General features: G+C 69.1%; 11 protein-coding genes. 5 read left to right on the forward strand and 6 right to left on the reverse strand.

Annotated elements, in window-relative coordinates; genetic code table 11:
• Positions 1–2: 2 nt before the first annotated feature.
• Both rfbD and AB4Y68_RS04285 read right to left on the reverse strand, forming a co-directional pair.
• Complete coding sequence (rfbD, locus tag AB4Y68_RS04280) at positions 3–896, reverse strand: dTDP-4-dehydrorhamnose reductase (RefSeq protein ID WP_441454271.1); 894 nt, start codon at positions 894–896, stop codon at positions 3–5.
• The gene (locus AB4Y68_RS04285; RefSeq protein ID WP_441454272.1) at positions 893–3,364 is read right to left on the reverse strand and encodes a glycosyltransferase; all 2,472 of its coding nucleotides are present in this window, start codon (positions 3,362–3,364) and stop codon (positions 893–895) included. Before AB4Y68_RS04285 ends, rfbD begins: the two co-directional genes overlap by 4 nt.
• A gap of 182 nt (positions 3,365–3,546) precedes the next feature.
• On the opposite strand from AB4Y68_RS04285, the gene AB4Y68_RS04290 reads away from it, so the two are divergent.
• Entirely contained in the window at positions 3,547–5,988 is a 2,442-nt protein-coding gene (locus AB4Y68_RS04290) for a glycosyltransferase (RefSeq protein WP_441454273.1), read from the forward strand.
• A gap of 33 nt (positions 5,989–6,021) precedes the next feature.
• Here the strand turns inward: AB4Y68_RS04290 and AB4Y68_RS04295 are convergent, their stop codons facing one another.
• From AB4Y68_RS04295 to AB4Y68_RS04305, 3 genes are all read right to left on the reverse strand, one after another.
• Positions 6,022–7,179: a methyltransferase domain-containing protein gene (locus tag AB4Y68_RS04295; RefSeq protein ID WP_441454274.1), complete on the reverse strand. Its 1,158-nt coding sequence runs from the start codon at positions 7,177–7,179 to the stop codon at positions 6,022–6,024.
• Positions 7,180–7,189: 10 nt separating this feature from the next.
• Positions 7,190–7,915, reverse strand: a complete 726-nt coding sequence (locus AB4Y68_RS04300; RefSeq protein WP_441454275.1) for a class I SAM-dependent methyltransferase — start codon at positions 7,913–7,915, stop codon at positions 7,190–7,192.
• Positions 7,916–8,041: 126 nt separating this feature from the next.
• Positions 8,042–10,252, reverse strand: coding sequence for an AGE family epimerase/isomerase (locus AB4Y68_RS04305; RefSeq protein WP_441454276.1), 2,211 nt, complete (start codon positions 10,250–10,252; stop codon positions 8,042–8,044).
• Positions 10,253–10,348: 96 nt separating this feature from the next.
• Between AB4Y68_RS04305 and AB4Y68_RS04310 the strand changes: the two genes are divergently transcribed.
• On the forward strand, positions 10,349–11,179 hold the full coding sequence (locus tag AB4Y68_RS04310) for a sulfotransferase family protein (RefSeq protein ID WP_441454277.1): 831 nt from the start codon (positions 10,349–10,351) through the stop codon (positions 11,177–11,179).
• A gap of 4 nt (positions 11,180–11,183) precedes the next feature.
• Here the strand turns inward: AB4Y68_RS04310 and AB4Y68_RS04315 are convergent, their stop codons facing one another.
• Entirely contained in the window at positions 11,184–11,381 is a 198-nt protein-coding gene (locus tag AB4Y68_RS04315; RefSeq protein WP_441454278.1) for a hypothetical protein, read from the reverse strand.
• 74 nt (positions 11,382–11,455) lie between these two features.
• Between AB4Y68_RS04315 and argB the strand changes: the two genes are divergently transcribed.
• The 3 genes from argB to dapD are packed head-to-tail and all read left to right on the forward strand — an operon-like array spanning position 11,456 to position 13,958.
• Entirely contained in the window at positions 11,456–12,385 is a 930-nt protein-coding gene (argB, locus tag AB4Y68_RS04320; protein ID WP_441454279.1) for an acetylglutamate kinase, read from the forward strand.
• Complete coding sequence (locus AB4Y68_RS04325) at positions 12,385–13,092, forward strand: pyrimidine 5'-nucleotidase (protein ID WP_441454280.1); 708 nt, start codon at positions 12,385–12,387, stop codon at positions 13,090–13,092. Before argB ends, AB4Y68_RS04325 begins: the two co-directional genes overlap by 1 nt.
• Positions 13,089–13,958, forward strand: coding sequence for a 2,3,4,5-tetrahydropyridine-2,6-dicarboxylate N-succinyltransferase (gene dapD / locus AB4Y68_RS04330; protein ID WP_441454281.1), 870 nt, complete (start codon positions 13,089–13,091; stop codon positions 13,956–13,958). The genes AB4Y68_RS04325 and dapD overlap by 4 nt, the downstream gene beginning before the upstream one ends.
• Positions 13,959–13,990 lie beyond the last annotated feature (32 nt).

The following is a 13,990-nucleotide window of genomic DNA, read 5'->3' on the forward strand; positions in this document are numbered from 1 at the left end:
GCTTAAGCCCCCGCGCTCTCGACCGCCCAGCCGGCGACCCGGTCCCGCCAGCCCGGCAGGACGACGCCAAGGTCGCGCGCGAAGGCTCCGCTATCAAGCCGCGAATCTGCGGAACGTCGCGCGGGCGACGGCCAGTCGGCGCTGGCGATAGCCGCCACCTGCGGGGCGGCGCGTCCGGCGTGACGCGCCCAGGCCTCGACCGCCGCCGCGGCGATCTCGTGCCAGGTCGCCGGCTCCGATCCCGCTAGATGATAAAGCCGTTGCGGCGCCGGCCCCCGCGCCAGACGCTCCGCCGCGACGACGATGGCCCGCGCCAGGTCGTCCACGTCGGTCGGGCTGCCGGTCTGGTCGGAGACGACCCGCAGATCCTGACCCGTGGCCGCCCGTCGCAGGATCGCGTCGATAAAGGAGTTGCCCTCCCCGCCCAGCAGCCAGGCCGTGCGCAGCACCAGGGCTTGGGGGTGGCGCTCCAGCACCAGGCGTTCGCCCGCCAGCTTGCTGGCCCCATAGAGGTTCAGCGGCGCAGTCGCGTCGCTCTCGACATAGGGCCGGCCCAAGAGGCCGTCGAACACGAAGTCGGTCGAGATATGAATCAGCGCCGAACCGGCTTCAGCCGCCGCCTGCGCCAGGTTCCCCGCCCCGGCGGCGTTGACGGCGAAACAGGCCTCCGCCTCGCGCTCCGCCAGGTCGACGCCGGTGAAGGCGGCGGCGTTGATGATCAAGGCGGGCCGGTGACGCTGAACCCAGGCCGCGACCTCGTCGGCCCGCGAGACGTCCAGTTCGGCGCGGCCGACCGCCATCGGTCGCCAGCCCTGGGGCCAGGCCGCCGCCGTCAGGGCGCGCGCCAGACGCCCCCGTCCGCCCGTGATCAGGACCGTCCGCTCGCTCGAGATCACGGCAGAGGCCTGAGCCGGGTGAAGGGACGCGCCTCGCGATCGAAGCGGGGGTTGTAGAAGGGGTCGCGATGGAAACGCTCGCCCCAGCGGGCCCAGAGCAGCCGTCCGGACGCCTCGGCGACCTCCCGCTTCTCGCCCTCGCGGCTGAAGCCCCGGGTCTTGGACTCAAGGTGATAGAGGGTGGCGTAGGGATCATAGAGGACCTTCAATCCTTCCGCCTGCGCTCTCATGCACAGGTCGACGTCATTGCCCTCGACCGGGAAGTGAGCGGCGTCGAAGCCGCCGAGGCGCTTGAACGTCTCCGTCGCGATGGCGATGCAGGCGCCGGTCACGGCCACGGTCTGACGCAACAGGGCGTAGCGGCCCATATAGCCCGCCTCGTTTCCGGGCGCGCCGACGCCGTCGTGGATCAGGAAGTTCTCGCGCCGGTCGCGGGCGACGAAGCCGCCGTGCTGGATGGTGTCGTCGCCGTACAGCAGCCGCGCGCCGACCGCGCCGACCTCCGGCCGCTCGGCCTGGCTGGTCAGCTCGTCCAGCCAGTCGGGGCTGACGACCATCGTGTCGTTGTTCAGGAAGATCAGAACCTCGCCGCGCGCCTGCTCGACGGCCATATTGTTCATCAGGGCCCAGTTGAAGGCGCCGCTGTAGGGCATGACGCGAGCGTCGCCGCGCGCGGCCAGTTCATCCAGATAGCGCCGCGTTTCCGGGTCGTCGCTTTCATGGTCGATGATCAGCAGGTCCAGCGCGACCGTATTATGCCCGACCATTCCCAGGATGCTGTCCACGCAGGGCCGGAGCAGGTCCAGACCGTTCTTGGTCGGGATGATCACCGTCGCCGTCTTCGCGCGGGGGGCGCGCTTCAGCCGGATCGCGCCGGGAACCCGGGCGCCCAGGACGTCGTCGTGCGGCGCGAGCTCCACGGCCGCGTCGGCGCCCAACACCACCCGAACGTCGGCCGCCCAGTCGCCCGTCTCGGCCGCGCCAACCGACTTCGAGAACAGGATGGAAGGGGCGTGAGCGATCCGGCCTCCGGCGATCGCCAGCCGCAACACCGCCGCCGCCGCGCGTCCATCGTACGTCGGAGCCCAGGCCGAGGTCCGGAAGGCGGCGCAATCCCCGATGTAGGGCGTCTGGCACAACAGGTCGACGTCGAGCGTCGGCTTCAGAAGCGGATCGCGACGACGCGCCCGACCGAAATCGCCGTCCACGTCCAGATGATCCTCGTCGGCATAGGCCGCAGCGATTTCGGGATCGACCAGGACGCCGGCGAATACCGCCAGAGCCTCCGGCGCCAGAACGCCGCTTGCGGGCAGATCGAGCCAGAGCTCCTCGCCCTCCAGCACCGTCCCGATGTCGTCGGGGGCGCTGACCCGCGCCGTCGCCGTTTCGCCGCGCCATTGCAGGCGGGTCAGCAGGGACTGCAGGTGCTGGCGGCCGTCGTGATCCAGGCCGACGACGGCGAGCCGCCAGTCGGTCCAGGTCTGGGCCATCACCGCCGTCACCGCGTCCTCGACCGCCTGCGCGTCGGCGCCCTCGGCGCGCAGAACGACGCAGAAGGCGGGGCGCCAACCCTGCGGCAGGACGGCGGCGTCGCCGATCCGGCCATAGGTCTCGGCGTAGCGGTCGTATTCCTCCAGCGGGAAGCCCAGGCGGCTGACCGTCGGCGGCAGCGTGCGCTCCAGACGCGTCAGCGCCTCGCGCAGGGAGCGCAACTCCTCGACCATCGCCTCATAGGGCTGGGCCGTGCGCGGGGGGGCCTGATAGCGGAGCTCCGCCAACCGCATGGCCGTTTCGCTGTCACGAATTTCGACATGGTGTTCGCCGTCAGCCAGCCGATCGCCGGCGTCGATGCGGAACCCGAACGTCCCCTCGCCGCCGAAACGATCCTGAAGTTCGCGGCGGAAGATGTCCGCCGGCGCGGCGGCTACACACTCGCCGTCGATCCAGAGCTCGACGTTCAAGGGTCGCGTCGGCGTCGCCCGGTCCGCTGCCCAGCCCGAGACGATCGCCCCCCGGACGTCCTCAATCTCGCCGCCGCGCCGCACCGCGCCCCAATAGGACAGGGCCTCCCAGGCGGCGGGCGAGAAGGGACGCGACGGGCCGACGCCGACCCCCTGCTGGAAAGCCGGGTCGGAGAACAGGGCCAGATAGAGCCCCGACCAGGTCTCGGCCTCGACCACCGCCTGACGGCCAGCGTCGTTCAGCGGCGCACGCTCGATGAGCCAAGCCTTGAGGGTTTCGGGCACGTCATCCGAAAAAGCGCCGCCTGCCGGGGGCAGGCGGCGGTCCAACCCGGACAGCACCTTGTCGCCGAACTCCGGGCTTTCAAAGAAGACACCCAGAAGGAACGGCAGCGGCTGGCCGACGAAATCCTTCATCGCAGGTTCGTCGAAGGCCCGCCCCAGCGCCAGCAGGTACAGGAACTCGACGTCGCTGCGCTCAGCCTGAACGGATTCGCTCTCGGTCATATTGTCTTCCATCGCGCCGCCGCCGAAATATCCTTCCCCAGCCTCTAGCTCCCTCTGACGAAAATGTCCCGCTACGCTCGAGGCCCCGCCCGCGTTTCACGGCATTTGACAGGCCCCTTGGCGTCACCGTAGTCGGGAAGGAGCGGCTATTCGTCTCGCCCAACATGGATCTGGTCCGGCCTATGAATCTGATGTCCATCGTCCGCACCTCCCGGAAGTCCCAAATCAAGGGGCAGGTGCGGAGCCTGATCGCGGCCGGCGACGCGGCACGGAACGAGCGCAGCTGGATGGCGGCGGCCGCCGCCTATGGCAAGGCGCTCGAACTGGATCCCGCGCGCATGGGCATCTGGGTCCAACTGGGCCACGCCCGCAAGGAATCGGGCGACCTGAACGGCGCCGAAGCCGCCTATCTGAAAGCCCTGTCCCTGTCGCCGGAGGCGGCGGACACCCACCTTCAGCTGGGCTTTCTGCGCAAACTTCAGGGCCGGCTGGATCAGGCGGCTGAAAGCTTCCTGCGCGCCGCCGAGCTTGATCCCGACCTGCCCTTCGCCTTGGACGAACTGACGTCGCTCGGCGGTCAGGGCGTCGCGTTCGACACGGCGCGCGCCTCGGCGGTCGCCCGCCGCACCGTCGCCGTGCCGGCCCTGCCCCTTCGCTCAAGCTCCGCCGGCGACCTGACCGCCCTGATGGACGATCTGCTTCGCCGGCTCGAGGCCAAGACGCGCGAAGACAACCAGGCCCTGATCGCGACGCTGCAGCGGGGCGTGGAAGCCGCCCAAACGCTGACGCGGGGCGCGGCCGAGACGACGTCCGGCGCGGGCCGGACCCATCTGGTCTTCGATATCTCCGACCTGGTCGGCTACTTCGGCGCCGCGCGGCTGCCGACCGGCATCCAGCGGGTGCAGATCGAGGTCATTTCCGCCCTGCTGGTCACGCCGCGCGACGACGTGGACGTGGCGGTCTGCAGCTTCTCGCGCGACCGCGACCACTGGGTCGGGGTGCCGCCGGAGCTGTTCTTGCATCTGTGCGACCTGTCGCTGCAGAGCGGGGACGTCACCGACGCCGCCTGGACCCGAGCGGTGCGCGACCTGAAGGTGCTCGGCGACCTTTCGCCCGCCTTCGCCTTCCCCCAGGGGGCCTGCCTGATCAATCTGGGCACGTCCTGGTGGCTGCAGAACTATTTCCTGCACGTCCGCCAGGCCAAGGACCTCTACGGCATCCAGTACGTCCCGTTCGTGCACGACATGATTCCGATCATGACGCCCGAACATTGCGTCAAGGAACTGACCCAGGACTTCATCAGCTGGGCGCTGGGCGTCTTCGCCCATGCCGATCATTTCTTCACCAACTCGGAAGCGTCCAAGAAGGACCTGCTGGCCGTGGCGGAGCGCCTGGGCCACGCGGTCGCGCCGGAAGCCGTCCATGTCGTCCGCCTAGACGCCGACTTCCGCAAGCCCGTCGCCGCCGCGCCGATGCGCCAGACCATGAGCCGCTACGGCCTGGTCGAGGGCGAATACGTCCTGTTCGTCTCGACCATCGAGTCGCGCAAGAACCACCTGAGCGTCTTCAAGGCCTGGCAGGAGCTGATCCAGAAGCACGGCGCCGCCCGCGTGCCGCGGCTGATCTGCGTCGGCAATCGCGGCTGGCTGAACGACGCCGTCTTCGCCAAGCTGGAGGCCAGCGCCGAACTGCGCGCCCGGATTTCGATCGTCTCGGGCGTTTCCGACCCCGATCTCGCCAACCTGTATCGCGGCTCGGCCTTCACCCTCTATCCCAGCACCTATGAGGGCTGGGGCCTGCCGGTCACGGAATCCTTCTGCTACGGCAAGGCGGCCCTGCTGTCGGACGCCTCCTCCCTGCCCGAGGCCGGGGGCGAGTTCGCCGTCTATTTCCGCACCGGCGATCAAGCCGACTTCGTCCAGAAGCTGGACCGGCTGATGTTCGACCTGCCCTATCGACAGGCGCTGGAGGCCCGCATCGCCAGCGACTTCGCCCCTCGCCCCTGGCGCGACCTGGGCGAGGAGATGACCCGCCAGCTCATCGCGTGGTTCCCAGCCGACCGCGCCGAAGCCGCCTTCGTCGCCCCGGCCCCGACGCTGGGACGCTACTACTGGCTGCGGCGCGTCAACGAAACGGCCATCCATCGCGGCATGGAGGCCAACGAGCGCTTCCGCAGCGGCGACGGCTGGTGGCAACCGGACGACTGGGGCAACTGGACCAAGCTCAAGGGCGCCCAACTCAAGCTGAACCTTGGCCAGGCCGATGGAACGCTGAAATTCTACATCGGCCTGCAGGGGCTCAGCCAGGCCGAGCAGACCTATCAGATCACCTTCGGCGGCGTGGTCGTCCGTCGGGGCGTCCTGCGCGCCAAGGAGGAGCGCTGGCTCTCCATCGACATCCGCACTGACCAGTATGCGGCAGGCGAGATCGTCATTGGCCTGAAGGGCCAGGCCAAGGAGGACTTCGCCCTCAATACCAACGGGGTCGACCGCCGGGTCGCCGGCCTGGGCGTCTTCGGCTTCATGATCTGCCAAGCAGACGACCTGAAGTCCCGCGCGGACTTCATGGAGGCCCTGACCCTGCAACAGCTGCCTGAGCTGGCGGAGGCGTCCGGCGCGGCCTGACGACGGCGGGCGGCGAGCGCCGCCCTCGCCGCCTCAGTCCGGACGCTTCTCGGCGACGTAGACGGTGGCGTAGTGGAAGCCCGGCAGTTCGTGCTTGCTCACGTCGAAGCCCGCCTCGGCGAACACCTTCAGCAGATAGTCCTCGCGGAAGCCCAGCTCCATCCAGCCTCTCTGGCGCATGACGGAGACGCATTCACCGTCTAGCCGCAGTCCCCACGGATAGGGCAAGAGCGGATGATCGTGCGGCAGGACCGGCTCGCCGCCCAATAGGATGCGCCCGCCGTCCTTCAGCATGTCGCGCAGGCGCGGCAGGACCTCGCGGAACTGCAGGCAGTGGTGGAAGCTCTCGTAAAAATAGATCAGGTCGTAGCTGCCCGGCGCCCCGGCCGGATTGAAGCCGAAGGCGTCGACGTGGGCCGTCAGGTCGACCTGGAAATGCGCGGCCACCTTGTTCACCGCGCCCGAGAAATGGCGGTTGATGTCGACCGTATCGACCTTGAACCCCAGACGCGCGAAGGCCAGGGCGATCTGGCCGAAGCCAGCGCCATACTCCAGCGCCCGCCCCCCAGGCTTCAGGCCGCTGAGCTTCACCATATGGCCCAGGGCGACAAGGTGCTCGCCGGCGACCAGAGGATCCTGGGTGCTGTAAAAGGCCGGACGATAGATGGCGTCCAGAGCGCCGACCTCGGGCGTGTCCTCGTCGACCTCGGGATCATAGGCGGACCGCTGGGTGACGACGCGCCACAAGGCCAGCTGCTGAGCGGTGTACTCCGGCGAATCCGGCGACAAGGTCGCATCGAAGTCATCCGGCAGCATGAAGGCGCCGGCCGTCACGCGATCTCGGAACCCCTCGACCTGCAGGGCTGCGGTGACGGACTCGATCTCGTCGAGCGCGAACCGCAGCGGATCGCCGGGCCAGACCGAGGCCAGGGCCGCCGTCTTCGCCTCCGGCGGGCGCGCATGAAACTCGCTGCTGCCGATGAAGCGGCCCCGCAGTTCGTCGAAGGACAGGCCCTCTGCGACGGTGGACGACCAGCTCTCCAGCCCCGCGGCGTCGGGCTCGCGGCCCAGAAACCGGTTGTAGCAGTCGAAGATGTCCTTTCGGACAGCCTCGCGCCCGGCGCCGCTCGAGGCCGCCGCCGCCTCGACTTCGGCGCCCTGACGGCGGCGGGACAGGAGGTTCCGCAACATATCCGCGCCCCTAGGCCGCGCGGCGGGCGAACAGTCGCACGCCGTGGCAACCACCGTGGTTGGTGTGCTCCAGGAACATCTGCTCGACGCCGTTGGCCACCAACAGGGCGATGATCCGGTTCAGGTCGTAGTCGAACATCATCATGGTGCCCGGCCCCGCCTCCTCCTGCTTCATGACGCGCAGGGTATCGCCGTCCCAGATCGCCGCCTGAACCCCCGACAGGGCATGGGCGATGAAGGCCTGGTCCTTGAACAGGGTGAACTGCGCCGAGACGACGCCGCCAGGCTCCAGCCGCTGCAGCAGATCCTCGAACAGGCCATAGCCGCGCTGCGGCGGGATGTGCTGGAAGACGATGATGGTGTTGATCCAGTCGAAGGTCTGATCCTTCAACTCCATGACGAAGTCGACGTTGGCCAGATCATGCCGGCGCGCCTCGGCCAGCATCCCGGCGGAAATGTCCACGCCCGTCACATGCGCGGCCCGGTGCGACAGGGCCCGCGTCAGCCGACCGACGCCGCAACCGAAGTCCAGCGCCCGCTTCGAGGCGAAGGCGCCGAAATGCTGTTCCAGCACCCGCGCCAGATAGGCGATCTCCTCCTCGCCCGTGGCCCAGAACTCCTCGAGGATCTCGGGCGTCAGGTTGCGGCGCAGGAATTTCTCCTGCGACAGCACGCCGTGATAGGGCTCGTCCTCGCCCAGAACGATCCAGTCGGCGTCGGTTTCGCGCAGACTCATGACAAGCCCTCCGGCAACAGTATTCAGTATCCGCACGCGCCCGATCGGTCCGCGCGCCTAATCGATAAGTCAGACGCCGCCCTATCTGTCGAAGAATGACAGATCAAGCCGCGAGTCGCCGCGCCTTTAAGCCAGATCCAGTCGCGGTGGATGGTCCCGCTCGATCACTCCAAGACTGTCCTTCAGCTGCGAGAAGGCGGCCAGGACGTGATACATCGAGCTCGCCGGCGCGGGTTCGTCGATGAATTTTCCGTTGGGCAGCCGCTTGTCGCGCCACAGCCCTTCCGGCGTCAGATAAAGCCACAGGGCGCGCTGGGCCGCCGCCGCCTCGCGCAGCCGCGCCGCCCGCTCGCCGCCGACTTCGTGCTCCGACAGGATCAGGGCAGCCTTGAGCCATTCCGTCTGCGGCCACAGGCGGGCGCGGCGGCTGCGCCGGGTGCCGTCGTCGTTCAAGGCGTCGATCGCCACCTGGGCGCGGCTTTCCACCCCCTTCAGGCCGAAGGCGTAGAGCCGGCGCGCCGCCTGCAGGCCGGCGCCGGCGCCGCGCACGCGCGCATGACGGGCCAGAAGCCAGGCCCATTCGAACTGGTGCCCCGGTTCGACCAGGGCGCCGTCCTCCCCGGCCGCGGGCGACCAGTCGGCTCTGTAGAATTCACGAAGGCAGCCCGCCTTGGCGTCCACGAACACGTCCAGCGTCAGCTTGACCAGACAGTCCGCTGTCGTCGCCCAGCCAGCGTCCTGGCCCACCGCCGCCCAAGCCAGGCAGGCCTCCAGCAGATGCATATGAGCATTGGCCTGATGGGGATGCAGGCCCGCTTCGACCAAGGCGCCGTTGGCCTGGACCGACGCTAGCAGCGCCTCACGCAGGGCGACCGCCCGGGCCTCGAGATCGTCGCGAACGCCGGCGGCGTGGGCCGACGCCCAAGCCAGAAGCAGAAAGGCCTGATCATAGACCATCGCCGTTTCATCGAGCGGCGCGCTGTCCGCCGTCAGGATGGTGCGCATCCGGCCGTCCGGGCGAAGATAGACCGCGTCCAGACGGTCCAGTCCCCGCTCGACCGCCTGACGCCAGGGGCCCTGCCAGCCGAGCAGCCCGGCCTCGGCGAAGACATGAACCTGACGCGTCTGCACGCGGGCGCGACGCGGCGCCGCCACCGGCCGGCCATCCAGCGCCAGGGCTTCGGCGAAGCCGCCGTCCGACGCCTGACCGACCGTTCCCCACACCGGCAGAGCGCGAAGCCGCAGCCAGTCGCCCAGCCGCCGCGCGCCGGCGGCCAGACCTTCGGGTTCGGCGCCGTGGAAATCGAGATGGGCCGGCGAGGCGCCGCGCACCCGATCCACCACCCGTTTCACCTCCTGGGCGCGGCCGAGCGAGCAGACCAGGATGGCGTCCTTCTCGGCGATGATCGCCAGGTTGCGCACGCCGAGCGCCGCCACCAGCACCCCTTCAGGGGCGCGCACCAGACAGCCTTCGGCGTCTTCCAGAATATGCTGCCCGTATTCGCCTTCGCCGGTGGCGGCGATGGAATCCCAGGCACCCAGGTCAGACCAGCGGAAGTCCACCGCCAGAACCGCCGCGCGAAGGGTCTTCTCCATGACGGCATAGTCGATGGAGATCTTCGGCGCCGAAGAGAACGCCGGTCCCAGCACCTCGACCGCCGTCCCGCCGACGTCCGCCAGCGCCCGGCGCGCCGCCTGCTCCACCGCCGGCGCGAGGGCTCGGAGCTCCTCGATCAGAGTGCGCGCCGAGACGATGAAGTTGCCGCTGTTCCACAGGTAGCCCGAGCGGATGTAGGCCTCGGCGGTCCCTCGGTCCGGCTTCTCGCGGAAGGCTTCGACCGCCGACAGCCCCACGCCCGCCGGCTTGATATAACCGTAGGCCGAGGACGGTTCGTCCGGCTTGACCCCCAGGGTGACGATACGGCCGTCCGCCGCCCCGTCCGCCGCCGCCAGCACAGCCTCTCGAAAGGCCTCCTGATCGGGGATGTGATGATCGGAGGCGACAAAGGCCAGCATGCCGTCGGGATCGCGCTTCTCGGTCCAGGCGGCGGCGGCGGCCATGGCGGCCGCCGAATCGCGCGGCTCCGGCTCGAGCAGCAGTTGGGCCTCCAGGCCCGCCTCTTCCAACTGATCCAGAATCCACTCGCGATGGGCCACGCCGGCCACGATGATCAGTTGTCCGCCCTGATCCGCCAGGGGCGCCACGCGCAGGGCGGTCTCCTGAAACAGCGACCGGTTCCCGGCCAGCGGGATGAACTGTTTCGGGCGCGACGGCCTCGAGGCGGGCCAGAGCCGGGTGCCGGCGCCGCCGCACATGATCACAGGATAGAGAGCCATCGAGGCTGTCTAACGCGTCACGCGCCGTTCGCGAAGGGTATGATGATCGTGACGCGCCCGTTACAGACCGACAAGGCCGCGAGGGGATTCAGACAGATGCAAGCGAACAAGACCGCTCTGGTCGTGCTGGGGATGCACCGCAGCGGCACCTCGTCGGTGGCCGGCGCCCTCGCCCTGCTGGGCGCCAGCGCGCCGCAGACCCTGATGCGGCCCGCCGAGGACAATCCCAAGGGCTTCTGGGAGAGCGAGGTCCTGGCGGGGCTGAACGACCGTCTGCTGCAGGCCGGCGGCTCATCCTGGCATGACTGGCGCCGTTTCGACCTTGCGGCCGTCGCCAACGCCCTGCCGGCCTTCCGCGCCGAGGCGGCGGACAAGCTGGCGTCCGAGTTCGGCGGCGCCGAACTGATCGTGCTCAAGGATCCACGCATCTGCCGCCTGTTCGGTTTCTGGCGGGGCGTGCTGGAGGACAGCGGCTATCGCGTCGTTGTGGTCAGCCCGCTTCGCCCCCCGGCCGAGGTGGCGGCGTCGCTGATGGCGCGCAACGCCATGTCGCGCAGCCATGCCCTGCGGCTGTGGCTGCGCCACGTGTCCGACGCCGAGCGGGCCAGCCGCTACCAGCCGCGCCGCTTCCTGGCCTGGTCGGACTTCATCGCCGACTGGCGCGGGCAGGCGAATCGGATGAGCCGCGAGCTCGGCGTCGCCTTTGACCGCAGCCCGGAAGCCGAGGCGCGGGTCGACGACTTCCTGTCCGCCGAGCTGAAACGTCAGAACGCAGACGAGCGCGTGCCTGACCCGATCCGGCGCGCCCACCAACTGCTGCTGCTGACCGCGCGCGACGGCGATCATCCCGACCTTCAGCGCGACCTCGACGGGGTCCGGCAGGCGTTCGAGCAGGCTTGCGACCTGTTCGCCGACGCGCCGCGCTGAAATTTCAGCCTCCGCCCGTGCGGCCGACCGCCTTGCCGGTGCCTTCGCAGACCGGACAAGTCTCGCCTGAGGGCAGAACGCCGACGCCCTGACATTCGGGACAGAGGGTGGCGTCCGGGTGCTGCAGCGCAGCCGGATCGGTCGGATCGACCGGACCCAGGTCGCGGTCGTCGATCTCGGTGGGGTCAATGGAAGCGCTCATGACGGCCAAACGCCCCAGCGGCGCCCCGGTTTCGTCGTGACTCGCGCGCCCTTCGCCGCTATCGAGCGGCCATCATGAAAGAGACTGAACGGCAATCCGAGGAACGCAGCTGGGAGACGGCGAAGACGCTCGCCGAAGCGCTGCCCTATATCCAGGTTTACGATCGCGAGACCGTGGTCATCAAATACGGCGGCCACGCCATGGGCGAGAGCGCCGTGGCCAAGCAATTCGCCGCCGACGTGGTTCTGCTGAAGCTGATGGGCGTGAACCCCGTGGTGGTCCACGGCGGCGGCCCGCAGATCAGCGCCATGCTGGACAAGGCGGGCGTCAAATCGGCCTTCGTCGACGGCCTGCGCGTGACCGACAAGGACACCATGCAGGTGGCCGAGATGGTCCTGTCGGGCGCCGTCAACAAAGAGATCGCCCACTGGATCACCGTCGCCGGCAAGGAAGCCGACGTGCGCGGCGTCGGCCTGTCGGGCAAGGACGCCGGCCTGCTGACGGTCGAGAAGACCCTGCGCACCAAGCGCGATCCCGACAGCATGATCGAGCACGAGGTCGACCTGGGCTTCGTCGGCGAACCGACCAAGGTCGATCCCAAGCTGATCAAGGGGCTGATCGCCTCCGAGACCGAGGACTGGGTCCCGGTCATCGCCCCCATCGGGGTCGCGGAAGACGGCATGACCTTTAACGTCAACGCTGACACAGTCGCGGGCGCCATCGCGGGATCGCTGGGCGCCAAGCGGATGCTGCTGCTGACCGACGTGGCCGGGGTCAAGGGCGCCAACGGCGAGATCATCCGCCAGATGACGCTGGAAGAGGCGCAAGACCTGATCGACACGGGCGTCGCCACCGGCGGCATGATCCCCAAGCTGGAGACGGCCATGGCCGCCGTCCGTGCCGGCGTCGAGGCCGTGGTCATCCTGGACGGGCGCCGCCCCCACGCCATGCTGGTCGAACTGTTCACCGAGTTCGGGGCCGGCACCCTGGTGAAGGCCCAGTGATGTCAGGTGCGACGGCTTCGCCGCTGGCGGCGACGACCGAGATCGGGGCCGACCTGCGTCACGTCCGGTCCTGGGTGTTCGACCTCGACAACACCCTCTATCCGCCGGAAAGCCAGTTCCTGAAACAGGTCGAACTGCGCATCAACGCCTATGTGGTGCGCACCTCGGGCCTGCCCGCGCACGAGGCGCTGACGATGCAGAAGGGCTATCTGCACGACTACGGCACGTCCCTGGCCGGGCTGATGCAGCATTATCAGATCGACCCGCACGACTTCCTGGCCGAGGTTCACGACGTGCCGCTGGACGTGCTGACGCCCGATCCGGGCCTGCACGCCGCGCTGGAGCGGCTGAGCGGCCCGCGCCTGATATTCACCAATGGCTCGATCGGCCACGCCCGGCGGGTGATGGAACGGCTGGAGCTGACGCGCTTCTTCGACGGCGTCTTCGCCCTCGAAGACGCCGACCTGATCCCCAAGCCCGACCCGCGCACCTTCGACAGGATGCTGACCCGGTTCGGCGTCGACCCGACCACCGCCTGCTTCTTCGAGGACACGCCCAAGAACCTGGAGCCGGCCCACGCCATCGGCATGACCACAGTTCTGGTCGGCCCCAAGGCCTTCACGGCCGAGGGCGAGCACATCCACCATCGGGCCGCCACCGTCGGCCCCTTCCTGACCACCGCCTCGCTGGCCGGAGACCCGCAATGACCGACCTGACCCATCTCGAAGCCGTGATCGAAGCCGCCTGGGATGGCCGCGCCGAAATCTCGGCCGCCACGCGTGGCGAGGCGCGTGACGCCGTCGACACCGCCCTGGCCCTGCTCGACTCCGGCCAGGCCCGCGTCGCCACGCGCGGCGAGGACGGCGTCTGGACCACGCATCAGTGGCTGAAGAAGGCCGTGCTGCTGTCCTTCCGCCTCAACGACAACCAGATCATGCGTGCGGGGCACGCCCCGACCCTTCCGCTGTCGGCGGACCATCCGGCGGCCATCGGCCCCTTCTGGGACAAGGTGCCCAACAAGTTCGGCGACTGGAGCGCCGCCGACTATCAGGCCGCCGGCTTCCGCTCGGTGCCCGGCGCCGTCGTCCGCCGCGGCGCGCACATCGCCAAGAACGTGGTGCTGATGCCCTCCTTCGTGAACATCGGCGCCTTCGTCGATGAAGGCTCGATGGTCGACGCCTGGGCCACGGTCGGCTCCTGCGCTCAGATCGGCAAGAACGTCCACCTGTCGGGCGGCGCCGGCATCGGCGGCGTGCTGGAGCCGCTGCAGGCCAACCCGACCATCATCGAGGACGGCTGCTTCATCGGCGCCCGCGCCGAGGTGGCCGAGGGCGTCATCGTCCGCGAGGGCGCGGTCCTGGCCATGGGCGTCTATCTGTCGGGCTCGACCAAGATCGTCGACCGCGCCACCGGCGAGATTTTCCGCGGCGAGGTTCCGGCCTATTCCGTCGTGGTGCCAGGCGCCCTGCCCGATCCGAACGGCGGCCCGTCGCTGTATTGCGCCGTGATCGTCAAGCGTGTGGACGCCCAGACCCGGGCCAAGACCGGCGTGAACGAACTGCTGCGCGACTAGCACCGAAAAAGGCGATTCTGCTCCAGCCAAGC

This window comes from Brevundimonas sp. 2YAF1, from assembly GCF_052114745.1.
Lineage (GTDB): Bacteria > Pseudomonadota > Alphaproteobacteria > Caulobacterales > Caulobacteraceae > Brevundimonas.